This is a genomic window from Sphingobacterium sp. ML3W, assembly GCF_029542085.1.
Taxonomy (GTDB): Bacteria; Bacteroidota; Bacteroidia; order Sphingobacteriales; family Sphingobacteriaceae; genus Sphingobacterium.
The window spans coordinates 5,172,276-5,197,222 of the sequence record NZ_CP107036.1 but is presented as its reverse complement, the minus strand read 5'-3'; the positions used below and the strand labels follow the sequence as shown (position 1 = coordinate 5,197,222).

Below are 24,947 nucleotides of genomic sequence, written 5' to 3'. Positions count from 1 at the left end.
AAACATAAAACTTTTATTAACAATCAATGTATAATATTCAAAATTAATTGCGTTAAATTTGTCCCAAACAAACATCAACTTCGTATGGCTTTAGTAAACATACCTCGCTTGGACTTGTTACATTACACACAAGGAACCCAAGAACAACGAAATCAATTCATTCAGGATATTGGCAAGGCTTTCAATGAGACAGGCTTTGTAACGATTGCAAACCATGGTTTATCAAAAGAATTAATTGAAGAATTATATCAGGTCGTTCCAGAATTCTTTGGTTTACCAACCGAAACAAAAGAAAAGTATGAATTTCCTGAACTTGCGGGCCAACGTGGATATACAGCTAAGGGACGAGAAAAAGCGAAAGATGCTAAAACACCAGATCTAAAAGAATTCTGGCAACGAGGTCAAACCATCGTTGGTGAAGAATATTCAAAAGCTGACTTTCCAGACAATCCCCAAGTGGAAGAAATACCACGCTTTAATGGCGTAACGGCAGAAGTTTATAAAAAACTAGAAGACACAGGTCGTGAACTGTTAAAAGCTATTGCCACCTACTTAGATCTTGAAGAAAATTATTTTGAGAAATTTGTGATCAATGGTAACTCAATTTTGCGTGCGATCCATTATTTCCCAATTGCAGATCCAGACGCATTAGCTCCTGATGCAGTACGTGCAGGTGCCCATGAGGACATAAATTTGATTACACTATTAATTGGTGCTAGCGCCGATGGACTGGAAGTATTGACAAAAGATGGTGAATGGTTCCCGATCAAAGCAAAAGGAGAAGATATTGTGATCAACGTGGGAGATATGTTGCAGCGTTTGACCAACAACAAACTTAAGTCAACAACTCACCGTGTAGTCAATCCTCCGCGTGAAAAAATGGGTACTTCCCGCTTCTCAATTCCTTTCTTTTTACATCCAAAATCTTCTATGAGCTTAGCTTCGTTGGACTCTTGCATCGACACAGCTCATCCAAAGGCCTATGAAGACTATACCGCAGGTGAATATCTGGATGAAAGATTGAGAGAGATCGGTTTAAAAATGTAACAGAAGTCGCTTCGTTTAGGCCTTAAATAAAAATAGTCCGTTAGTTTAACTACTAAAGGACTATTTTCATTTTACCCCAATGAAATTATGCTATAAGATAATCGGACTATTATCGGATTGTATACGATCAGTTTCTATTAGAAATTGTATCCAAATCCCACATTAAGATAGATATTATGCATACCAAAATCTATGGAGGTAAAATCTTTTTCTAAAATATTATTAAAACCGTAGGTAAGATCTGTCAACAATTTGAAATGTCTGTTCATCTTCCACTCCGCTCCAAGTTGTGTTCCCCATTGAAATTTCCGGATATTATCGGAGAAGTCATAAGAAGCCTGACTCCCCTCTTCAAACGTAATTTTAGTTCCTACTGGGGTATTTTGTCTCAAATATCCATCCGATACATTTCCATCGAATGTATTATCCAGCAATGTCGAGAAATAAAACCCTCCATATAAATTCCAATGATCTGATAATTTGTAAACAGCTAAAACGGGCAATGTAAGATAGGTATTTTGTACATTGGTCTCTACCTTCCCAGTATAATACCCTTTCACTTTTGAATTATCTTTCACAATCTCGGTCAGATAATTTTTCACACGAGCTTCGGTTTTCATTCCTTTCGTCTCGAAACGAATTCCTGTACGAATTCCCCATCGTTTATCCGCCTGCAACCACTTTGTAGCATTTGCCTCCAAGCCTACCTGTAACCCAGGATTATAGCTTTCGATTTTGCGTATTGTCTTAGGAAGGCCTAATGGACTACTACCACCGATACTGAATTGCGCCTGTACCGAGTAGTCAATATCTGTATTAAAAAAATTCGGATTACCGTTTGACTGACCATTTTGAGCCTGCACATAACCGGTCGCCATCATGAAAACAGCTATTATATAAAGTATTTTGTTCATTAAAATATTCTTTTGATGTATGTTTGTCTTCAGAAATCAGTGCCCTATATTCTTAGAACCTACCTTTCCTCACACAAGCACCCTTGTAAAAATTCACCTAGTTAGCAATTACACCATATTGCTGTATTCAGCATATGAACCAATGATTATTTGGCATCATCGACGACAAGTTCTACTTCATCAATAAGTAATGTACTCCCTACTGCGCCGTTAAATTTGTCCCCCTCTTTACTCGAGCTGAATACAATCGTATACATATATTCTTTATTGGGATCAAATGATTTACCATTTACAAAAGAAAATGGCAAGCTAAATGCGGTCCATTCGTTAGTTTCGATCTGTTCTTTGGCCCCGACCCGTGCTATTGCGACTATTCGCTTATCAACAAATCCATGGTCACCCGACAAAAAGTCGTCATTGGGCGGTAAAGCTCTTTCAAATAAGAGGGCATAACCATCCCAAGTATCCTTGGTGAGTGATGATGGCTTATTATTGACAACAAATTTTTCACCAGCTTTATATTTAAAAAAGCCTTTTATAGCTAATGGCGCAGTTTTTTCCTCATACAATATGCCAAAATGTGGAGATTTGATCGTCGGGAAAGTGGTTTGAAATGCTCCTAAGAATAAATTACCAGCAGCCAGAGGGGTACCGAAAATCCCACCTAAAGAGCCTGTACTCTTGGTTACAAGCCGCGCACCTTTGCCAATATACCCATCGGCGATTTGGGATGTTGGATAAAAACCGGGAACCAATTCCTCTCCTTCTTCCAAAAGTGTTTCAGCCAGAATATTATAGCCATCATTTGCAGTTGCCCAGCTATATGTCTTCTGTCCAAGTTTTGTTAATTCATAAAATTTATGGTAGTGTCCTTCAGGACTATCGGTATCTACAACTTCAGCATATTCAAACGCTGAATACAAATCTGCGCCTTCATCAATAACAAATGAAACAGTATAGGTCTTGGACCAAGCGCCATCCTCAGAAGTAACCGTGTATTTCTGTGGTTCAGTGAAATCAAGTTGGGTTCCGCTTTTCGGCTCTATTGTCGCTCCTGGAGTTAATACAAATTCGGGCGAATGCACATAACTTCCCGTGAAACGTTTTAGCGGAAAAACAACTGTATTATTATCAATGGAAGGTTTTCTCTTTAAAAATTGGTCACTCTGAGTAATAGTAGCTCCTTCAATATCCGCTTCAGCATTTAATGCTTCCTCCTTTATGCAACTCCCCAGACTAAAAAGTAGCATAAAACAAATTACCCAAAGGTAAATTCGTCTTTGTTTCATAAAAAATAGTATTAGTGTAAATATATTCCCAATGCTGTTAATTATGCATTGAAATGATCGCAAAGCTACCATTATAGCTCTCAAGAAAAGTCATTTCTATCACCTTTTCTTTCTAAGCAACTAATTCTTTACACTTCAGAAGGATATTAACTACTTTTAAGTTCCTGTTTAACTTTAGCCGGCAAGCTTTCAACAATCAGGCTATAACTGTGCAAGACAAGTTCTTCCAGTGCCCGATCATTCAGTTCCCGATTCGCAATGACTGTATTCCAGTGTTTTTTATTCATATGATACCCCGGAAATACAGTCTGATCATATCTTTCCCTGAGTTCCACAGCTTTCTTAGGATCGCATTTTACATTAAATCGCAGTATATCGATCTGATCTAATCCGACCAATAAAAATATCTTACCCCCGACCTTAAATACCAACGTATCTGGTCCGAAAGGCGTCTCCTCTGTAACCGGTCCAATGGACAAGCAATAATCTCTTAGATCTTCAATATTCATATATCCTTAATTTAAGTTTACTCATTTTCAACTACTAACAGTTAGATTTATATATAAATTTGACAATAATCAATATAAATCTAACAAAACAACCACTTAGTTTCTACCTAAATTTGTAGTATATCAAAAAGCGAATACAAAGAAACTAAAAGAATAATAAAGATTATTAATCCATTCATCAAAATGAAAAATTTATACGTTAAGATAGCGTTACTCGCTATCATATCAACACTTTCAGTACAGTGCAAGAGTATGGACACAACAAATCAAGACAATATCGCCCCGACCGACATTATTGAAGCCGTTTCCAAGGGCCAGATTAACACCGTAAAAACACTATTGGACAATGGATCTAGTGCAAACCAAAAAGGTAAGGATTCAAAACCGCTGTTGTTGATCGCCACAGAGAAGAAAGACCTCGCTATGGCGAAATTACTTATTCAATATGGTGCGAATGTGAATCAGCAGGACAATATCTTGGACAGCCCTTTTCTCTATGCTGGCGCTTCAGGCTATACTGAACTGGTTAAACTTTACCTTGATCACGGTGCGGATTTCAAGATTTTCAATCGGTATAATGGTACAGCACTTATTCCGGCCTGCGAACGCGGTCATGTGGAGACCGTAAGACTATTAGCTAATACAAAAGGGTTCCCTATTGACCATATCAATAGACTGGGCTGGACCGCACTATTAGAGGCAATTATACTTGGAGATGGCAGTCAAAAATATGTGGATATTGTCCAGATACTACTGGACGCCAACAGCGATAAAAATATCGCCGACGACGAAGGTGTAACACCGCTCCAGCACGCGAGAAAAAAAGGGTTTAATAAAATTGTAATACTACTGGAGGCAAAGAGCAGTATAAAACAATAACTAGGTTTCCAAAAATAAACCTTTATAGAAAGAGGCCATAAAAAGGAAGAACCAAATCGAGTGAATCTAGTTCTTCCTTTTTATCAGCTTTCTTCTATTTCTGCAAAAGCGCCTGAATCTCCTTTTGGATCTCCGCTCCCTTATCCGTATTATACCATTTTTGAATCTCTTCTTTAATATCAGAGAAATCTTTCCCTTGTTCCTTCAAACTCAAGAATAGGTCTTGACAGCCCTTTGGTCGTGGTCCCCAGACAGCTAAATCTGCACCATCCTGATTTCGGATTACTAGAATCGGGATTGATTTCCCGCCATTTGTTAAATACGAATCTATTAAAAAGGGAGCGCTATCACGCAACTGGATATCGACAGTAATATTGGGATTTTGGGCAGCCATCTTAGCAAGCATTGGAACAGAGTGTGCCGCATCGCCACACCAAGGCTCCGTAATAATGATCCATTGTTGTCGTTCCGAAATCGTGTCAATAAACTGTTGAAAAGCCTCATTTGGTTCAAAACGTTTTAACCAACGGCCCATCCTTGTCCAGTTCATTTTAGTGTATTGATAGTACTCGTCATCCTGATAGGTGGGGTGATTTTCAGGGTGATTCAATATATCTTCGAATTGTTGCAAATAATTTTCAAACGTCATAACATCAATTTTGTGCAAAGGTAATTTTTAGATCCTACTTTGTCAAAAATCTCTATACCAAAGATTTTACACTCCTTGACAATAATTTCACATTTATTAACAATTAACTAAATTATCTTTGGCACATACAACCAGTAAATGAAAAGATTAATTCAATTATTCCTATTATTTTTTGTTATCAGCACAGCTTATTCCCAGACAAGCATAAAGGGGAAAATTTTAGATAAAGCTGACAATAAGCCATTGACCAATGCCTCAATCATCCTATTGAATAAAGACTCTGTGCTTCGTTATTTTAACAGAGCCAATGAGGAAGGGAAATTTCTGATCAAAAATATTAAACCCGGCAGCTATATACTTTTAGCGACCTACCCAAAGTTTGAACTTTATAGTGACACCATCGACATCAAGGATAAGGAAATCGACCTCAACGACATTAAGATCAATTCGCAAAAAAATGTCCTTGAAGAAGTTATCATTACACGTAGACTGCCCATCACACTCAAGGGAGATACGATAGAATATGATGCAGCAAGTTTCGCAACCGAGAAAAACGCAAAGCTCGAAGATCTTTTTCGACGATTGCCTGGTTTCACGGTGTCTGGAGATGGAAATATCACCGCTCAGGGCAAAGCAGTACAGAAAGTCTTTATTGATGGCGAAGAATTTTTTGGTTATGACCCTAAAATTGCCATACGCAATGTCCGGGCCGATGCAGTAGACAAAGTACAATTGTATGAGAAAAAATCAGAAGAAGCCGAACTATCGGGTATAGATGACGGTGTACGTATTCAGACAGTCAATGTGGTGTTAAAAGAAAAGGCCAGAAAAGGTATCTTCGGAAATGCAGAGCTATTAGGTGGTACCAAGGAGCTCTACGCTGGAAACTTATTTGCAGCCAAATTTAACCAGACGGAACGGATTGGCATCACCGCCAATCACAATAATATGGGGAGCTCTAATAGTCGTGAAGGCTCTTTGCGGATGAACAACCAGATCACGGGGCAACCACTGAACACATCTCTCGGCGCTAACTACGAAAATCAGTTTCTCAAAAAGGCTTTAAAGGTAAATGCGAATTATAATTACAATAACAGTAGCAACAAAAATCAATCGGAAAATTACAACAAAAACATTCTCCCTGATAACTCGATCTTAGAACGAAATAGCAAAAATTACAACGAAAATAGCGCAAGAAGCAATGGCGTCAGATCCAATCTCTCCATGCGACTGGATTCAACTCAAAATTTAGAACTACAGACCAACGGAAATTGGTCAAATAATTTCAGTTTAAGTCAGTCGGAAAGTGCCACCAAAGATGGCACTGGTGCTGCTGTTAGCTCCTTTAATGAGAAAAATGAATCGAATACTTCGAGCCAAAGCAATAATTTTCGCCTGAACTATAGAAAAAGACTCAAAGCCGGCAGTTCATTGAATCTAATGGTCGGAAACAACTATAATGAATCAACTTCGGACAGCAAGGTTAACTCAGAAACAATTATCCATCAGAGCAATGATACCACGCGTATTAACCAAAATAGAAGGGGTAATAACAAAGGCAATAACTTTTCTACTTCATTGAATTTCAATAACAGGCTCAATGACGCCATGAATTTAGCTTTGGGCTACAGCTTCAATCAGTCAAACAACAGGAATGAACAGATATCAACAGACATAGAAACTGAAGAGAAAGATCCATTATACTCTAAAAATCAGATTGACAATAATACCAACCAGGGAGTTAATGTCCATTTGTCTTATCGGAAGGATAAATTTGAGGTTAATCTCTCCAACCGAACATTTTACAAAAATCAAAAGTTAAGCGATAGTGACCGGGATATAAACCTTTCAAGGAATTTTTGGGACAACAATCTAAACTTTGATGCCAATTACCGAATTTCAAATAGCAAAAATATCCGACTGGCTTACCAGAGTTCGAATATCATTCCTTCATTTGATCAGTTACAACCGCTGCAACCGCAGACTAACCCACTATTTCAACAGATCGGTAACCCAGACCTCAAACGGGCTGTCACCAACAACATTTCGGCAAATTATAATGCATTCAGTTTGCTGAAGGGTACGAACATTAATATTAACGGAAATTTCTCTTTTGTTAATAACCCAATTGTCAATAAGACGACAGTCATGGAGAATTCTGCTCAAATCAGTAGCTATGAAAACTTATCGGGCAAATCGAACTGGAACAGCGGATTGAACATCAATCATATGCAACCCCTGGCCAATCGTCGCATTAACTTCAATAAAAGTGCAAATATCCGGTACAACAATAGTTACAGCTACACAAAATTTGAAAGTGGTCAATCTCAAGGTGAGTTTCTCTTGAACAATTCAAAAAATACCTCTTTCAGCCTGGGCTCGAGTTTAAATGAACAAGATTCAGAAGGCTTTGATTTTGATCTCTCGGTGAATGCGGGCCTTAATACACAGCAAAATTCAATCAACACACAATATAACGCAACCAACTTTGAAGGTGGAGCTTCGGGATATATCAAATATTTTCTACCGAAGAAATTCAACATCATGACCAATGTTTACTATAGTTACACCGGACCTACCAAACTCTACAAGAAATCAATTAATCAATTTTATACCAATTTGGAGTTGGAGAAAAAGGTGTTGAAAGATGAAAGTCTGACTGTCAGCCTGAAAGCCTTTGACCTCTTTAATACGTTTAATAATACACGTCGGAATGGCAGTGATACCAATTACTCGGAATCCACCCAACAGGTATTAACGCAATATTTTTTAGTTGGTGTCAAATGGGATTTCAATAAATATTTAGGAAAAAGCAATGATTAGAACATATTTGACCATTATTATATTTTGTCTAACCGGATTATCTCTGCAGGCACAATACGCCTATTTTGGTAATAGGGGTACCATTAGTTTTGACAAGGTGACGTATACAAAAGCCCGCATGCGACAAATGTCCAATGACATGAACTCAAAAATGATGGGTCGGGGAATAGACTTCATGGAGCACCTAGATAAAATGCCGGACTCACATACAGATCGACTGAACTTATACTTTGATGAAAATGCGACTGTGCTTATGCCAGAAGAAAGCACAAGTACCGAAAAACAGAAGGGAGAAGGTAAAATGCGTGCAGCAAGTATTACTTCAGGTGCCCGAGGTGGTAGAAATCAAGGCGGCTCGCGAGGCGGAGGGGGTGGAAACCAACGTGGCATGCCCAGAGGTGGAGCCGGCAAAAATGGAAAGGTGCTTTACCAGGATTTAAAAGCAGGCAAGGCTGATATCCAGCTCGATATCGATGAGAAATATTTGCTTTCTGAAACGTTGGATAGTATCACTTGGCGCTTTACGGAGGAATTTCGCAATATCGCCGGCATCAACTGCCGAAGGGTGAATGGGGCGACCAAAGATTCCCTCTACCTGATTGCTTATTATGCCGAAGAAATACCAGTGTCAGCAGGACCGGCTTTGAGCCATGGTCTTCCGGGCATGATATTGGGGCTGGTCATACCTGAGATGCATATCCAATACTGGGCAACAAATATCGCCTATACCAATAATCTCGTTCCCACAGATTGGCGGGAAAAAAAATCAAAACAGATGAAACTGGAAGAATTTACAGCGCTCTTTGGCAGATATATGCCACGCAATCGCCAAAATGAGTCAGCAAAAAAACGGATCTTGGAGCAACTTGTCTATTGAAAATGTCAGTTTGGCAGTACCTAACGACAAATTGATGACAAATAGTGATTTTTTTACAAAACTTTCGGATTGGCATAAGGGTTGATAATAGAGTGATAGAATTTATTTAAGTAAAAAAATTAAAATACAAGATATGTCTAAAATTATAGGAATTGACTTAGGTACTACAAACTCATGTGTTGCCGTAATGGAAGGTAACGAGCCTGTAGTAATTACGAACAACGAAGGTAAACGTACCACTCCTTCCATTGTAGCTTTCGTAGAAGGTGGTGAGCGTAAAGTGGGTGACCCAGCTAAACGTCAAGCAATTACTAATCCACATAAAACTATTTATTCTATTAAACGTTTTATGGGACTTTCATATGATGAGGCAATAAAAGAAGCTGAACACGTACCTTATAACATCGTTAAAGGTGATAACAATACACCACGCGTAGAAATCGACGACCGCAAATATACTCCACAAGAAATCTCTGCGATGATTCTTCAAAAAATGAAGAAGACTGCTGAAGACTTCTTAGGTCAAGAAGTAACTGAAGCTGTCATCACAGTACCTGCATACTTCAACGACGCACAACGTCAAGCAACTAAAGAAGCTGGTGAAATCGCTGGTTTATCTGTTAAACGTATCATCAACGAACCTACTGCTGCTGCTTTAGCTTACGGTTTGGACAAAGCACACAAAGATATGAAGATCGTTGTGTTTGACTGTGGTGGTGGTACACATGACGTTTCCGTATTGGAATTAGGTGATGGTGTATTTGAAGTAAAATCTACTGACGGTGATACTCACTTAGGTGGTGATGACTTCGATAACGTAATTATCAACTGGTTGAATGAAGAATTCAAGAATGAAAACAATGGTTTTGATCTGAAAAAAGATCCAATGGCATTGCAACGTTTGAAAGAAGCTGCTGAAAAAGCTAAAATTGAATTATCAAGTGCGACTTCTACTGAAATCAACTTGCCATATATCACAGCAGATGCTACTGGCCCAAAACACTTAGTTCGTTCATTATCACGTGCTAAATTTGAAGCTTTGGCAGCTGACTTGATCAAGAGAACAATTGCTCCTTGTGAGTCTGCATTGAAAAACGCTGGTTTCAGCAAATCAGATATCGACGAAATTATCTTAGTAGGTGGTTCTACTCGTATCCCTGCAATTGTTGATGCTGTAAAAGCTTTCTTCGGAAAAGAACCTTCCAAAGGTGTAAACCCTGACGAAGTTGTTGCTTTAGGTGCTGCAATCCAAGGAGGTGTATTAACTGGTGAAGTAAAAGATGTATTATTATTGGATGTAACTCCACTTTCATTGGGTATCGAAACAATGGGTGGTGTAATGACTAAATTGATTGAAGCGAATACAACTATTCCGACTAAAAAATCGGAAACATTCTCTACTGCTTCTGACAATCAACCATCGGTAGAGATCCACATCTTACAAGGTGAGCGTCCTATGGCGAGCCAAAACCGTACAATCGGCCGCTTCCATTTGAACGATATTCCACCAGCGCCTCGTGGTGTGCCTCAAATTGAAGTTACTTTTGATATTGATGCCAACGGTATCATCAAAGTATCAGCAAAAGATAAAGCAACTGGTAAAGAGCAAAACATCCGTATTGAAGCATCTTCAGGTTTATCTGATGATGAAATCAAACGTATGAAAGAAGAAGCTGAAGCAAATGCTGATGCTGATAAAAAAATGAAAGAAGAAGCTGACAAAGTAAATGCAGCGGATGCCTTGATCTTCTCAACTGAAAAACAATTGAAAGAATATGGTGACAAAATTTCTGCAGATAAGAAAGCTCCTATTGAAGCTGGCTTAACGAAATTAAAAGCTGCATACGAAGCGAAAAACTTCGCAGATATTGATTCGGCTTCTGAAGAATTACAAAATGCTTGGAATGCTGCTTCTGAAGAAATGTACGCTGCTTCTCAAGGTGGTGCACAACAACCTCAAGGAGACGCTGGTCAAGCACAAGGTGGAAACCAAGGTGGTGATGACGTAACTGACGTAGACTACGAAGAAGTGAAATAATCACTCCTGCTGATAAATAAAAAGCTCCGGGGATGTATTCCCGGAGCTTTTTTTATTATAAGAACATCCTCTTTTTAACACTTTGAAAAGCGAAAGAGCTGTTTATCTATATTGTGCAAAAGAATTCAATAAGCCACAGCTATTTCCGATAATGGCTCAATATTCCTTTATCCAAGGTCGCCCAGACTCCTGCTGGCATATTTGCCTTCTTCAAAGCGTTGTTTGTCCAGGTATTACAGGAATAGAACATGCTATAAGCTCCTTTGGCTTCATAAAAGGCATCTGCATCATCGTATTGTGCATCCGTCTCTACCAATATAGGTTTACCTTCATGCAAATCCAAAGAATCATAGATATACTTTACCAGTGCGCGATACTGTTCCTCATTTATTTTATACCCAAAACATAGGTCATTCTCCCGAATGGAATTATAGTAGGTCACATGTATTGCAGACTGTCCCAATCCAAAGGCCGCTACAAAAGCTGTTGATGCTTTGAGATCTTTCCATTCCGGTGTATCCAAATAAAAGCCTTTGTCTCCCCAACCTATACCCATATACTGATAACCGTTTTTTTTACCAACGGTGTTGGCATAAGGAAATACGTTGGACCAATCCACCTCTTTCACGATGACTGGCAAAACAATATCTGTATGGACACCATTGGATTTGACAAATACCTGAATCGTCTGATCTGTGGAGGACGCTTTACCTGATGCTGAGAGTCGCGACAGGCTATACTCGCCAACAATATATAAAATGCAAAACCCAATAATTCCTAAAATAATATACCCTAACACCTTAAGTATTTTTTTCATTTACAATAATTCATTTTTCTATCATAATCTAATGTATCGGTTTAATCTTAGCTGTTCCCAATACTCCTTCTCCTAAAACAGCACAGCAACCCATCCACAGCATCTGCATTGTTAAGCACAAAAAAACCTGTATTGTCAAACAACACAGGTTCAATATAAGCTATTTCTCTTAGCTCTTAAAATAACTTTTCAGGATATACACCATCGGCAACCAATTTAGAAATTGATTCTTGAACGATAGGTTTATCTTCTTTATAGGTTACACCAAACCATTTCGATGATGTCGGGATTACTTTGAAATCCGCCATTTTATGTTTCACCATATAATCCGGAACCGAAGGAATAAAGAATTCCGCTTTCAAATTCTCTTTGTTTTCTTCAACAAAAGCTGGAAACATCGCTTGTGCTACTTCGAAGATTTTTGGCGTAAAGCCCCAAAAATTCATCGATACACGCGTTTCTGGATCTAAATCGTTTTCAACGCCGTTTTCTTCATAAACAATTTTACGATCATCACCCTCACCTTTGTAATAAATATTTGTACGCTCTGTGACACTGTCCATTTGTCCTGTTGGACTAACTTCACAGACACCACGTGATACATAGCCATAATCAGACATTGTATTACCGACCTGAAAGCCCATCAATGACATTTGTTGATCTGATACCTCAGTGGTTAAAAACTTCGCCATTTTGTCAAAGGAATCTGAACCATAGAAATCGTCTGCATTGATTACGCAGAATGGTTCATTTACTTTATCCTTAGCGCTCATGACAGCATGTGCTGTACCCCAAGGTTTCGTTCTTTCGATGACGTGATTCACGCCAAATTTCGTTAAATCAAAATTTTGAAAAGCGTAGTCAACTTCTATTTTACCTTCCAATTTTTTATCAAAAACTTCTTTCATTTTCTCCAGGAATTCTTCCCGAATAATGAATACAACTTTTCCAAATCCTGCGCGGATGGCATCATAGATTGAATAGTCAATAATTGTCTCGCCGTGTGGGCCAAAACCATCTACTTGTTTTAAAGAACCATACCGGCTAGCCATTCCTGCTGCCAAAATCAAAAGGGTTGGTTTACTCATATTTAAATTGTATTAATAGAACTTTCTTTTCGTCCGCAAACTTAGCTAAAATTGCCCTTAAAAGCAAATTTAGCTAAGTGCTGATCAACGTCTAAAAATAGTGTATCGGGACGAAAATCATCAATAAATTTGTGTTATTTCTTTTTTAAGAATGCATTCAATAGACCGGTCGCCAATTTCCCTAAAAGTTTGACCCCTTCTCTTGCGAGTGTCGTTGTCGCGGTACGCTGCGCAGCTTCTAATGGCGTCTGTCTTCTGGATGTAGGTCGATCAGCTTTGGCAGCTTCTTTTTCCGCAGCTGCACGCTGTTCTTCCTGCTGTACAACCTGCATTTTCTCATCGATCATCTCAGCGGCAGACCGATTTTCCTGTCTTTCCTGATATTTTGCCTTTAAGTCAGATTGATTAATAATTTGATTGATTGTCGCATCGTCTGCGGGGCCCATTACAGCACGGGCTGGTACCAGATGGGTTGCCACCACTTCTGTAGGAATACCTTTATCATTCAGTACCGTAATTAAGGCTTGACCGGTACCCAAAGAAGTCAAAATCTGATCAATCTCATAGAAGTCCGATTTAGGGTAGGTTTTCACTGTTTTTTTTAGATTTTCAGCATCATTCGGTGTAAAGGCTCGCAAAGCATGTTGTACCCTATTTCCCAATTGGGCCAATACCGATTCCGGAACATCTGTCGGAGACTGTGTACAGAAAAATACGCCGATTCCTTTGGAGCGGATAAGACGGATAATCTGATCCACCTGGGTTAAAAAGGCTTTGGAAGCTCCGTTAAAAAGAAGATGTGCTTCGTCAAAGAAAAATACCAGTTTCGGCTGATCCAAATCCCCCACTTCGGGCATATTCTTAAATAGCTGGGCGAGCAGACTCAACAAAAATGTAGAATAGAGCACTGGTTGATCCTGTACGTCCGAAATGTTCAGTAAACTGATTATACCCTTTCCGTCAACTTTCTGAAATAAGTCATTGATATCGAACTCCTTTTCTCCAAAGATATGTGCCAATCCCTGTTGCTCTAGGGCGACGATCTTACGCAAAATCGTTCCTGAACTTGCGGAACTGATCTTACCGTAGTCATTTTTGATTTCCTCGCTTCCGGGACCGTCAGAAAGATAAGTTAACAACTTTTTGGTATCTGTAAAGTCTATTAATGGCATCTGATGATCTTGCGCATATTTAAACATCGCTGCCAAAACCCCGGTCTGAGTTTCATTCAATTCCAGGATCCTTCCCAACAAGACAGGTCCAAAATCATCGATCGTAATGCGCATCGGAATCCCCTTGTTTCCTGACAAGGAATAGAGCTCAACAGGAAAACTCGCTGGTTGGAAGGGTACTCCTACCGCATTTCCACGATCCAACAGTGCCTGATTGGTCATTCCTGGCACAGCAAGACCAGATAGATCACCTTTTACATCCAACATAAATACCGACACAGATGCGTCTGATAATTGCTCAGCAATCAATTGTAGCGTCCTGGTTTTACCTGTCCCTGTAGCACCGGCAATCAGCCCGTGGCGATTCATCATTTTCAGTGCCAGATTGACCTTTGCATCCGCTAAAATTTCACCATTCAAAATACCCGCTCCCAAATATATAAAAGCCCCCTTGGGGTTATAAGAAGACTGAACCTTCTCGATAAATTGTTCTTTATTTGCCATAGAAAAGGCTTAATATTTATAGTTCATAAATGCTATTGAAAACTCTACAAAAAATAATCTTTTCGTCACAATTTCGTGCCAAAATTCATTTTTTATGCACTTTTAATTTGAAATTAACATAGAATTGCTATTTTTACCATGTAAAACAACACTATTAAAGGTACTAAAAAATGTTAAATAAGAGATTTAGATTTGTGGCAGCATTCTTATGTGCGATCATCTTTTTCACAAAGATGGCCATCTCTATATCGCCTATTTTTTCCAACAGCTTAGACCAGAATACCATTTTACAAATTGTTTTACAAATAGAAATCGAGAACAATAATGGCGCAAGCACTGATACGCTTGAAACTGCCTCAAAATTTTTCAATACAAAAACAGACGAACCCATTGTATTCGAGACTACCATTGTTGAGAACCAAGGAAAACAAAAGAATTACCTTAAAAACGAGAAAAGCATTTTAGCTTTCCATCCTACGGTTCCAACGCCGCCTCCTAACTGTTAATAAAGGCATCCCTTTATGGATGTATTCAAATTGTCCCCATACTGAATCCCAGTATGCGGTTTCTTATTGATTTCTTCTGAAAGTACAACGCTCCTTAGCATCTAATACCCTTCAATTTGGTATCTATTGCTGTTGTTGCAGGTGGCTTCAGGAAGATTTATTATACAGATAAACACAAATTTTATGTTTGGAACTCGTACGTCGGCTTTTCTGAAACTTTCGAAAAGAGACTTAAAATATGATTTCCCTGCTAGTGTTGTGGTGTTTTTGGTGGCACTTCCATTATGTTTGGGAATTGCAATGGCCTCAGGTGCGCCATTGTTTGCAGGATTATTGACTGGTGTAATTGGTGGAATCGTTGTTGCTTCAATCAGTAAATCACCACTCAGTGTCAGTGGGCCAGCTGCTGGCCTCACAGTTATCGTTCTAGGAGCTATCCAGAGCCTAGGCGCCTATGAAACCTTTCTCCTTGCGGTTGTCATCGCAGGTGTTGTACAAGTAATTCTCGGTATTCTAAAAGCGGGTATGATCGGAAATTATTTCCCTTCCGCAGTCATCGTCGGCATGTTGGCCGCGATCGGTATTACCATTATCATGAAACAAATCCCTTTGGCCTTGGGATTGATCGAGACACACGCTTTTGAGCTGGACAATGGGCACGGCATAGGTGCATATTTTGACACCGTTGCCTCAGCCATCAATTTTGGTGCATTGATTATCTGTGCCCTATCGTTAGCCATTCTGATCTTTTGGCCAGCAATCCCTAAATTGAATAAAGTGCCTGCTCCGCTGGTAGTCGTTATTGTCGGGGTCGCTTTGGCTTATCTTTTTAATGGCTCCTTTTTTCAATTACACGATAAACAATTTGTACTTGTGCCAATTGTAGGGTCGTTTGCAGAGTTTACAGGTTTATTCACATTACCTGACTTCACCCAGATCGTCAATAAGGATGTTTGGATCGCAGCATTTACCATTGCCATTATTGCCAGTTTGGAGACCTTATTGAGTATTGAAGCAGTAGACAAGATTGATCCATATAAACGCAATACACCAACCAACCGCGAACTGGTTGCTCAGGGAATCGGTAATATGACAAGTGGACTCTTAGGTGGACTGCCATTAACCTCAGTTATCGTACGGTCATCAGCCAATGTCAATGCTGGTGGAAAGACCAGACAGTCTGCAATCTTACACGGTATCTGGCTGCTCGTTGCCATGTTGGCTATTCCAACAATGTTAAATATGATTCCGCTAGCATGTCTTGCCGCAATACTTTTACATACAGGGTATAAATTAGCTAAACCAAGCTTATTTACCTCAATGTATCGAAAAGGTCTGGATCAATTCATTCCGTTTTTCGTGACTATTGTCGCTATCGTATTTACCGACTTATTAATGGGTGTTGGAATTGGAATCGTTGTGGCGACATTCTATATTCTAAGAGCAAATATGAAAAATGCTTTTAAATATAATATTGAAAAGGACAACGAAGAGGATAAGGCTGTCATTGTATTAGCAGAGGAAGTTTCATTTTTGAACAAGGTTCCTATCCAGCAGAAACTATATAGTTTACCAAAATCGGTCAGTAAGATCCGTATCGATGGGACATTCAGTAAATTTATCGACAAGGATGTTATCGAAGTCATTAAAGACTTTGAACAGAACGCAAAAAGTAAAGGCAAGGAGATCGAACTTTTACAGGTCGTTTATAAAAAATAAAGTTGTTTCCAGTAAACAATAAACTAAGAAATTTGTATTATTTTATCAAAAAAAGAGCTCTAGGGCAAAGTGATATTAAAAAAGGAATATGGAAAATAAAGATTTAAAAACAGGATTTGACAATATTATTAAGGGAAATCAGGAATGGATGGATTTTGTGAAGAATGACACGACAGGACGTTTCCAACAACTTGCAAAAGGTCAAAATCCTGAAATTCTTTGGATCGGCTGTGCAGACAGCCGTGTACCAGCCAACGAGTTGACCGGTACAAAACCAGGTGAGGTCTTTGTACACCGTAATATCGCCAATATGGTTATCCACTCAGACATGAGTTTATTAAGTGTCCTAGATTATGCCGTCAATGTATTAAAAGTACAACAGGTCATTGTAGCTGGACATTATGGTTGTGGTGGGGTTGCTGCATCTTTAAGTCGCAATCAATATGGTATCATTGATAACTGGTTAGGTCACATCAAAGATGTATACCGTTTGCATAGCGAAGAGATAGATAGCATCGAAGATAACGAAAAGAAAGTAGACCGCTTAGTTGAACTCAATGTCAAAGAACAGGTTTTTAATCTTTGTTCTACTTCCATCATTCAAAATGCATGGAAAAATGGTCAGGCACTAGCTGTGCATGGTATGGTAATCAATATCGGAACAGGTCAATTGATTGATCAAAGTTGTACATTTACAAGCAATGAATCCCTTGGAAAGGTGTTCGCTTTCAAATAGTAACAAATCGGTAAAAAGGGACGGATCTTCGTCCCTTTTTTATTTCAAGTTATCACTACCCCCTCAATCACAACTAAAGTAGGTATTTTTCGGTTGATTACCGGCTCAGACTAAGCTGAATATCTATCATCTCCTAGCTAATATCTCGCTTCTAATAATTAACTTTGTATTATGAGTGAAGAAAAATCATTAAATTTTATCGAGGAAATTGTCGAAGAAGATCTTCGTACAGGAAAACATGGCGGGCGTGTATTGACACGTTTTCCTCCTGAGCCAAATGGTTACCTCCACATTGGTCACGCCAAATCCATCTGCTTAAATTTTGGATTAGCACAGCAGTATAACGGCAAGACTAATCTACGTTTTGATGACACTAACCCTGTCACTGAGGATACCGAGTATGTTGAAAGCATTAAAAAAGATATTCAATGGCTAGGATTCCAGTGGGCGGAAGAATTATATACTTCGGATTATTTTGAAACACTTTACAGCTACGCTGTTGAGCTCATAAAAAAAGGTTTAGCGTACGTGGACGATAGCACAGCGGAAGAAATTGCTGCAGCAAAAGGTACGCCCACAGAACCGGGCGTTCCGACACCTTATCGCGCCCGATCTATAGACGAAAATCTGACCCTATTCGCAGATATGCGAGCTGGGAAATATAAGGATGGGGAGAAAGTTCTCCGTGCAAAAATAGATTTGGCTAGTCCAAATATGCACCTGCGTGATCCTTTGTTATATCGCATCAAACATGCCCACCATCACCGGACAGGCAATCAATGGTGCATCTACCCAATGTATGATTTTGCACATGGTCAATCGGATTCAATTGAGAAAATCACACATTCGATCTGTACCCTTGAATTTATCCCACACCGTCCTCTTTATGATTGGTGTATCGATAAACTGGAAATTTTCCCGTCCAAACAATATGAATTTGCACGCTTAAACATGACTTACACGGTCATGAGCAAACGAAAATTATTGCAATTGGTCAATGATAAATTTGTTGAAAGCTGGGATGACCCTCGTATGCCAACGATCTCCGGTTTGAGAAGAAGAGGATATACACCGGCAAGTATTCGCAACTTCTGCGATAAGATCGGAGTTCAAAAACGTGAAAATATGATAGACGTCAGTCTGTTGGAGTTCTGTATCCGGGAGGATCTCAACAAAACTGCTTGGCGTAGAATGGCTGTCCTTGATCCGATCAAATTAGTGATCACAAACTATCCGGATGGTCAAGTGGAAGATTTAGTCGGTGAGAATAACCCTGAAGTGGAAGGCGGTGAAGGTACTCGGATTATACCTTTTTCCAAAGAACTTTGGATAGAACGTGAAGATTTTATGGAAGATGCTCCAAAAAAATTCTTCCGTCTCGGTCCAGGGCTTTCGGTTCGTCTAAAACACGCTTATATTGTTACCTGTAACGATTTTGTCAAAGATGAAAATGGAAAGGTAACAGAAGTACATTGTACCTACGTACCTAATTCTAAATCAGGTGAAGATACATCCGGATTAAAAGTAAAAGGAACAATCCATTGGATTTCTGTTCCTCATGCAAAGGAAGCTGAAGTAAGATTATACGACAGGTTGTTCAATGATGAAAACCCTGCAGCAGCTGAAAATTTCAAAGATTCTATCAATCCTGAAAGTTTACGTGTGATTGAACATGCGTATATCGAGCCCGATCTGGCTACTGCTACACCTGGAAAAGGGTATCAATTCATACGTTTAGGCTATTTTACATTAGACACACATTCCACTCCAGAACACCCGGTCTTTAACCGTACAGTTACGTTAAAAGATTCTTGGGGGAAAGAAGTGAAGAAAAATGGATAAGTAAACGATTACATAAAAAACAAAAGGTCGGAATTGTTTCCGACCTTTTGTTTTTTATATCGTAAAATAACGTTCCTTTTAAATCAGCCGACTCTCTCTTTCTAAACATACATAGACAACACGGCTTGTCCATATTTTGAGGAACAGCAAATGATAAAGGTACATCTTTTCTGTTAACCAATAAATTATTTCATTCAGTTTTTAACTTGATTATCGTCATTCACTCAATGCCATAAAACAAATAGTTTTACTGCAAACAAATACCATTAACGATATGAAAAAGTTACTATTTCTTGCTCTCGCACTTACATTTGGCGCTTTAAATTTACAGGCACAGAATATTCCCGAGCAACGCTGGCAGATGCGCCTTAGAGGAGTCGCGGTAATGCCCAACGAATCGGCCAATATCAGCGCTATTGGTGGCGACATTGCGATCAACACAAAATTTATCCCAGAACTAGATTTCACTTATTTCTTTACCAAAAATATCGCCGCGGAGTTGATTTTAGGAACAACGAAACACAAGGTCAATACCGTTGGTTCCGACTTAAGTGCCATTGGTGGTAACACCTCAGCAAATGTAGATTTAGGTAGTGTATGGCTCCTGCCGCCGACCTTGACAGCGCAATATCATTTTCTTCCGGATGGAAACCTCAGACCCTATGTAGGTGCAGGGGTAAACTACACAATTTTCTATAGTGCAAATGAAGGCCCCACGGTCAAGAACGTAAAGTATGATAATGCGTTTGGATTTGCCACACAACTTGGTATTGATGTCAGACTTTCAGAAAAATATTTCCTGAATTTAGATGCTAAGTATATCCTTTTGAAGACGGATGTTCAAGTGGATGCTTCCAACTTGGCTCCAAACTTATCAATACCGGCAAACGTTGATATCAACCCCTTTCTTTTGGGGGTTGGGTTTGGCATGAAGTTCTAGCATTTCTTTAAGCTCCCTATATAAAATGAGGCACCTTCTGATCGTTCAAAAGGTGCTTCTGAATTTCTATTCTATGCCATACCATTGCTGATACTGCTTCTTAAGCCCCTCAACACGTGCCAGTCGCTTGCTATCATTGGCTGCCAATAAGATATCTCTATAACGATCGACCGAGTCTAGTGCCGTCTGCATATCGTTCCATTCAAAGCCTAGATTTTTCTTATCCAATACCAGCTGATGCAGGTATTCCATATTTTGTGAAACATAGTCCAAATTTCGATCGACTACGTTTCCAGCTAGATGTCCCTGTCCAGAACGATATAGGCTATCAATGATATCTACATAATTAATCGCATCCGACATCGCATATACACGATCAGGCAATTGGTCGTATGCTTTCTTGGCCACTTCACCAGCTTGTTTAACCTGTCCCTTTTCCAACAGCAACCGTGCTGTCTTTCCAAAAATATCCCGCGCATACATACTCGAGAAGCGAAAGGAATCCGTATCTAAATATTTTGCATTCTTGGTATTTCCCCAATTATATTTATGCATGATATTATTATATAAGGCTTCCACGTTAACCAAAGCTGACATCTCGCCAGCAGTCGCCTGCTTTTCATTGGTCACAGCAACTGGCATTAACCTTGAAGCGAATCCCTCGTTGACAAGGTATTTGTCCAACCCCAACTTAATATCACTGGGGAGCATATTCGAAAAATAGATTGGTCGATCCCAATGATTATTTTCAAGGAGGGACAACAAGGTCAGATCCGATCGGGATAAGTGGTCAGCTGGGATTTCCCATTCCATTGTTGAAACGACCGCATCGTGAAAATAAGCTGGCACGGCATTCTTTTTCAAGATCTCGGCTTTGTTAATAGCCAATTTAACCTTCTTAGTCGGAAAATAATTCTCCAGATTTCCCGAATTCAGCTGTACTTTATAATCTGGATCATCGGAAGTGACAAACTGCAATAACTGCTGAATATCCACGGCTTCATCCAACTGTCTATCCACAAAAGGGATATAATCGCGGATACCCTTTTTTGTCTTTTCGGCTGGGATCGCAATCGGAAGTCCTGCTGCTTTATACGTTGCTTTCTTGGCCTGTTGCATATACCAATCTCCAGTTAAGTAACTTAGCACAACAATTCGTACATCGGGACGAACTCCTTCCACTTCCTGCAGATACCATAATGGAAAAGTATCGTGATCGCCATAGGTAAACAAGATTGAATTTGGTGCACAGGTTTCAAGGTAATTACGGGCCACATCCCGAGCCAAGGATTTCTCGGAACGATTATGATCATCCCAATTTTGATGTGCCAGAATAATTGGTCCACCCAACAGCGCAAAAGATAATCCCGTAGCCATGGCATAGCGGTTATTGAGAAAACGTTTTAAAAAGCGCATCAGTGCAATTGTACCCAGTCCGATCCAGATCGCAAAAGCATAGAAAGATCCTGCATAAGCATAATCACGTTCACGGGGTTGCAGTGGTGTCTGATTGAGATATACAACAATCGCTACACCCGTAAAAACAAACAGCAAAGTCAACACCAAAGTGTAGGGTTTATTGTTTTTATACAACCAGATCGCTCCAGCTATCCCCAATAACAAAGGCAAGAAAAAGTATGTATTTCGGCTGGGATCATGTTGCTGTGACTCCGAAAGATCATGTTGCCCACCAAGGCGCCAATTATCTAGCGTTTTCACTCCTGAGAGCCAATTGCCCTCCGTGTAGGATCCATAGCCTTGCTTGTCATTCTGCCGGCCAACAAAATTCCATAAGAAGTAACGGGCATACATTTCTCCCAATTGAAAATTAAAGAAAAACTCAAAGTTATCGGAGAACTGTGGTCTTTCGCCCTCTTTCAACTTGAGATAACTTCTATAGTAGGCTTGATGATTTGCATCCTGGCTATAGATACGTGGAAAAAATGTTTCGCGATCAAATGTATACTTATCAACCTGTGTAAATGCCGTATAATTGGATTCATCTTTCCGATAACTGGTCTTGCTTTGGACATCCACAGCCCTTGAATCATAATATGGACCTTTGACCAGAGGCTCTCGCGTATACTGCTCCCGCCCTAAGTAACCCAAAAACGAAAAGACATTATCAGGCGCATTGTTATTTAAGGATGGATTTGCCTTTCCACGGATCAGCACCATGGTATAAGAACTATAACCAAACAGAATAAAGCAAAATACCAATAAAGCTGTATTTAACGTATACATGCGTTTTCTATGGGAATAAAAAAGACCATATACAATTGAGCCAGCGAAAAGTAGACATAACAAAAGAATTCCTGTACCAAATCCCAGTCCAAAAGAATTCACAAACACTAGATCTATTTTGGAAGCAAAACCGATCAGCCACTGAATAACGCCCCAAAGGATTGCTGCAAGAACCAATATCCCTAATAAAAATGCCTTTATAATACCTTTAAAATTAATTTCTGAAGTCCTTTTAAAATACACCACCATGGCTATGGCCGGAATAGCCAAAAGATTTAACAGGTGGACTCCGATCGAAAGCCCCATGACGAAAGCGATAAAAATCAGCCAGCGGTCACTTCCATTCTGATCCGCACGCACTTCCCATTTAAAAATCGCCCAGAAAACCACGGCTGTACAAAGTGAGGACATCGCATACACTTCGGATTCTACGGCCGAATACCAGAAGGTATCACTGAAACTAAAGGCCATAGCCCCCACTGTACCCGCTCCAAAGATCTGTAAAGAGTAAGAAAAAGAAGATTGCTGTGGCTTCTTTACAACCTTCCGAGCAATCGCTGTGATTGTCCAAAATAAAAATGTCACCGTCAGACCGCTACAGACTGCCGAACCAATATTCATCCAGTAGGCGACCTGCCCTGTATTACCGAAAGCCAGATTGGAAAAAACATTCTGAATAAGTAAAAATAGCGGAGCGCCAGGTTGATGTGCCACCTCAAGTTTATACGCACAGGCGATAAATTCACCACAATCCCACCAGCTCACGGTCTTTTCGACAGTAACAATGTAGACAAAAGTAGCAATGAGGCCACAGGCCAAACCAAATCGTGAGTTTAATTTATTATACATCATAAGGACAATTGGTGTATATCTTATTTTTTTAGTGCTTTAAATTAAATAGTTATCTCGATTTAAAAATGTTAATTAACACTATTTAACACTACTGTCTAACTAAAAATATTTTTTGAAAAAGACCGCTTCTATAGTGAAAAGAGAAATGCTGATTTTGAAAGCAGGAATAATGGCATACTTCATCCCATAAGCTACATTGGCCATGGAGTAAATGCGATTCATTTCACAGGTCCAAAACGGTATATCCGCTATAGGTTCAATAAAAAAGCGAGGGAAAATCCCTCGCTTCTCTTATATTTTTTAGGCTAACTTCTCGACAATCTTTTTCGTTGGTCCTGGATTACTCATGGTATAAAAGTGCAATACTGGCGCACCAAATTTAATCAGTTCCTGACATTGCTGCACAAGCCATTCTTCGCCTACTTGCCTTACATCAGCATTAGTTTTACATGCTGCAACTGCATCACTCAATTCCTCAGGAATATCCAGGTGGAAAATTCTTGGCAAAGTAACCAATTGTTTTTTGGTCGTCAATGGTTTTAGGCCTGGAATGATAGGCACATGGATTCCATTGTCACGGCATTTGGTTACGAATTCCTTATATTTCTCCACGTTAAAGAACATCTGAGTTACAATAAACTCAGCACCCATATCCACTTTTTGCTTCAGATATTTAAAATCAGTATTGAAATTAGGGGATTCAAAGTGTTTCTCAGGGTATCCTGCGACACCAATACAAAAATCGGTTTTTTCAGATGTGATAATATCTTCGTGGAGGTACTTCCCTTTATTCATATCCGTTACCTGTTCCAATAAATCCGTTGCAAAAGCGTGTCCGCCTTCACTTGGAATAAAATCAGCATCTCCTTTACGTGCATCACCTCGTAATACCAATACGTTATCGATACCCAAGAAATTTAAGTCGATCAGAGCATTTTCAGTTTCCTCTTTGGTAAAGCCACCACATATCAGATGGGGTACTGCGTCCACTTTATACTTATTCATGATCGCAGCACATATCGCCACTGTTCCTGGTCGCTTGCGATAAGATACACGTTCCAACAGCCCACTTGCATGTTCCTTATAGATATAATCTTCCCGATGATAGGTTACATCAATAAAGGGAGGTTTAAATTCCATCAGTTCATCCATTGTTTTAAAAATACTTTGGATGCCCTGTCCCTTTGCAGGAGGTAATAGCTCAAAAGAAAACAATGTTTTTCCTTTAGCATTCTGGATATGGTCGATAATCTTCATTAAAAAACTGTTTTAAGTTTGGGTTGGCTTACATCGAAACGCACAAGTCGAGGATATGTCTATCTGCATGTAACTTATCTTTCCCACATGGAGCAGGGTAGAATTTAGCACCTTGAACAATACAGGTTGCTAAGGCTTCACTGGGTCTAGTCCCTCGGCCTTTCTCTATAAGCGTTGCTAATATCGTCTTAAAAAACCAAACAACAAAAATATTTTTTCGAAAAGCTATAAATTATAGCAACAAA

19 protein-coding genes and 1 riboswitch are annotated in these 24,947 nt (G+C 39.4%); of the genes, 10 read left to right on the top strand and 9 right to left on the bottom strand.

From position 1 onward, the window contains the following. Positions 1-84: 84 nt before the first annotated feature. Positions 85-1,047: a 2-oxoglutarate and iron-dependent oxygenase domain-containing protein gene (locus OGI71_RS21890; protein WP_282251935.1), complete on the top strand. Its 963-nt coding sequence runs from the start codon at positions 85-87 to the stop codon at positions 1,045-1,047. Between the two features lie 137 nt (positions 1,048-1,184). Here OGI71_RS21890 and OGI71_RS21885 read toward each other — a convergent pair whose 3' ends face one another. From OGI71_RS21885 to OGI71_RS21875, 3 genes are all read right to left on the bottom strand, one after another. Beyond that, the gene (locus OGI71_RS21885; RefSeq protein ID WP_282251934.1) at positions 1,185-1,961 is read right to left on the bottom strand and encodes a porin family protein; all 777 of its coding nucleotides are present in this window, start codon (positions 1,959-1,961) and stop codon (positions 1,185-1,187) included. Positions 1,962-2,107: 146 nt separating this feature from the next. After that, positions 2,108-3,250 (bottom strand): PCMD domain-containing protein, encoded by a 1,143-nt coding sequence (locus OGI71_RS21880; RefSeq protein ID WP_282251932.1) that lies wholly within the window; start codon positions 3,248-3,250, stop codon positions 2,108-2,110. Positions 3,251-3,396: 146 nt separating this feature from the next. After that, a complete protein-coding gene (locus OGI71_RS21875) occupies positions 3,397-3,759 on the bottom strand; it encodes an MmcQ/YjbR family DNA-binding protein (protein WP_282251930.1) in 363 nt (120 codons plus the stop codon). Positions 3,760-3,942: 183 nt separating this feature from the next. On the opposite strand from OGI71_RS21875, the gene OGI71_RS21870 reads away from it, so the two are divergent. After that, a complete protein-coding gene (locus OGI71_RS21870; protein WP_282251929.1) occupies positions 3,943-4,638 on the top strand; it encodes an ankyrin repeat domain-containing protein in 696 nt (231 codons plus the stop codon). Between the two features lie 94 nt (positions 4,639-4,732). Here OGI71_RS21870 and OGI71_RS21865 read toward each other — a convergent pair whose 3' ends face one another. Beyond that, positions 4,733-5,287 carry a thioredoxin family protein gene (locus OGI71_RS21865; RefSeq protein WP_282251926.1) on the bottom strand — a complete coding sequence of 185 codons (555 nt, stop codon included), beginning with the start codon at positions 5,285-5,287 and terminating at the stop codon, positions 4,733-4,735. A 138-nt stretch (positions 5,288-5,425) separates the two neighbouring features. Here OGI71_RS21865 and OGI71_RS21860 point away from each other — a divergent pair, with 138 nt between their 5' ends. The 3 genes from OGI71_RS21860 (at position 5,426) to dnaK (ending at position 11,025) form a co-directional block, all read left to right on the top strand. After that, complete coding sequence (locus OGI71_RS21860; protein ID WP_282251924.1) at positions 5,426-8,110, top strand: outer membrane beta-barrel protein; 2,685 nt, start codon at positions 5,426-5,428, stop codon at positions 8,108-8,110. Continuing rightward, complete coding sequence (locus tag OGI71_RS21855) at positions 8,103-8,987, top strand: GLPGLI family protein (protein ID WP_282251923.1); 885 nt, start codon at positions 8,103-8,105, stop codon at positions 8,985-8,987. Before OGI71_RS21860 ends, OGI71_RS21855 begins: the two co-directional genes overlap by 8 nt. Positions 8,988-9,120: 133 nt before the next feature. Continuing rightward, positions 9,121-11,025 (top strand): molecular chaperone DnaK, encoded by a 1,905-nt coding sequence (dnaK, locus tag OGI71_RS21850; RefSeq protein ID WP_120260287.1) that lies wholly within the window; start codon positions 9,121-9,123, stop codon positions 11,023-11,025. Between the two features lie 139 nt (positions 11,026-11,164). On the opposite strand, the gene OGI71_RS21845 is transcribed toward dnaK, so the two are convergent. From OGI71_RS21845 to OGI71_RS21835, 3 genes are all read right to left on the bottom strand, one after another. Next, a complete protein-coding gene (locus tag OGI71_RS21845) occupies positions 11,165-11,842 on the bottom strand; it encodes a TIGR02117 family protein (RefSeq protein ID WP_282251921.1) in 678 nt (225 codons plus the stop codon). 176 nt (positions 11,843-12,018) lie between these two features. Continuing rightward, positions 12,019-12,930, bottom strand: coding sequence for a sugar phosphate nucleotidyltransferase (locus OGI71_RS21840; protein WP_282251917.1), 912 nt, complete (start codon positions 12,928-12,930; stop codon positions 12,019-12,021). A 134-nt stretch (positions 12,931-13,064) separates the two neighbouring features. Beyond that, positions 13,065-14,606: a helicase HerA-like domain-containing protein gene (locus tag OGI71_RS21835; RefSeq protein WP_282251916.1), complete on the bottom strand. Its 1,542-nt coding sequence runs from the start codon at positions 14,604-14,606 to the stop codon at positions 13,065-13,067. A gap of 194 nt (positions 14,607-14,800) precedes the next feature. Between OGI71_RS21835 and OGI71_RS21830 the strand changes: the two genes are divergently transcribed. The 5 genes from OGI71_RS21830 to OGI71_RS21810 all read left to right on the top strand — a co-directional run bounded on the left by OGI71_RS21830 (position 14,801) and on the right by OGI71_RS21810 (position 20,349). Further along, positions 14,801-15,112 carry a hypothetical protein gene (locus tag OGI71_RS21830; protein WP_282251914.1) on the top strand — a complete coding sequence of 104 codons (312 nt, stop codon included), beginning with the start codon at positions 14,801-14,803 and terminating at the stop codon, positions 15,110-15,112. A gap of 183 nt (positions 15,113-15,295) precedes the next feature. Next, the gene (locus tag OGI71_RS21825) at positions 15,296-16,831 is read left to right on the top strand and encodes a SulP family inorganic anion transporter (RefSeq protein ID WP_282251912.1); all 1,536 of its coding nucleotides are present in this window, start codon (positions 15,296-15,298) and stop codon (positions 16,829-16,831) included. 88 nt (positions 16,832-16,919) lie between these two features. Continuing rightward, on the top strand, positions 16,920-17,567 hold the full coding sequence (locus OGI71_RS21820) for a carbonic anhydrase (RefSeq protein ID WP_223581656.1): 648 nt from the start codon (positions 16,920-16,922) through the stop codon (positions 17,565-17,567). A gap of 171 nt (positions 17,568-17,738) precedes the next feature. Further along, positions 17,739-19,409 carry a glutamine--tRNA ligase/YqeY domain fusion protein gene (locus OGI71_RS21815; RefSeq protein ID WP_282251906.1) on the top strand — a complete coding sequence of 557 codons (1,671 nt, stop codon included), beginning with the start codon at positions 17,739-17,741 and terminating at the stop codon, positions 19,407-19,409. Between the two features lie 274 nt (positions 19,410-19,683). Then, positions 19,684-20,349 carry an OmpW family outer membrane protein gene (locus OGI71_RS21810; RefSeq protein WP_282251905.1) on the top strand — a complete coding sequence of 222 codons (666 nt, stop codon included), beginning with the start codon at positions 19,684-19,686 and terminating at the stop codon, positions 20,347-20,349. A 66-nt stretch (positions 20,350-20,415) separates the two neighbouring features. Here the strand turns inward: OGI71_RS21810 and OGI71_RS21805 are convergent, their stop codons facing one another. Together OGI71_RS21805 and OGI71_RS21800 are read right to left on the bottom strand one after the other, a co-directional pair. Beyond that, positions 20,416-23,445 carry a DUF2723 domain-containing protein gene (locus OGI71_RS21805; protein ID WP_282251904.1) on the bottom strand — a complete coding sequence of 1,010 codons (3,030 nt, stop codon included), beginning with the start codon at positions 23,443-23,445 and terminating at the stop codon, positions 20,416-20,418. A gap of 300 nt (positions 23,446-23,745) precedes the next feature. Next, positions 23,746-24,702 carry a methylenetetrahydrofolate reductase gene (locus OGI71_RS21800; protein ID WP_120260295.1) on the bottom strand — a complete coding sequence of 319 codons (957 nt, stop codon included), beginning with the start codon at positions 24,700-24,702 and terminating at the stop codon, positions 23,746-23,748. A gap of 71 nt (positions 24,703-24,773) precedes the next feature. Next, a riboswitch (SAM riboswitch) is annotated at positions 24,774-24,876 on the bottom strand. Between the last annotated feature and the right edge of the window lie 71 nt (positions 24,877-24,947).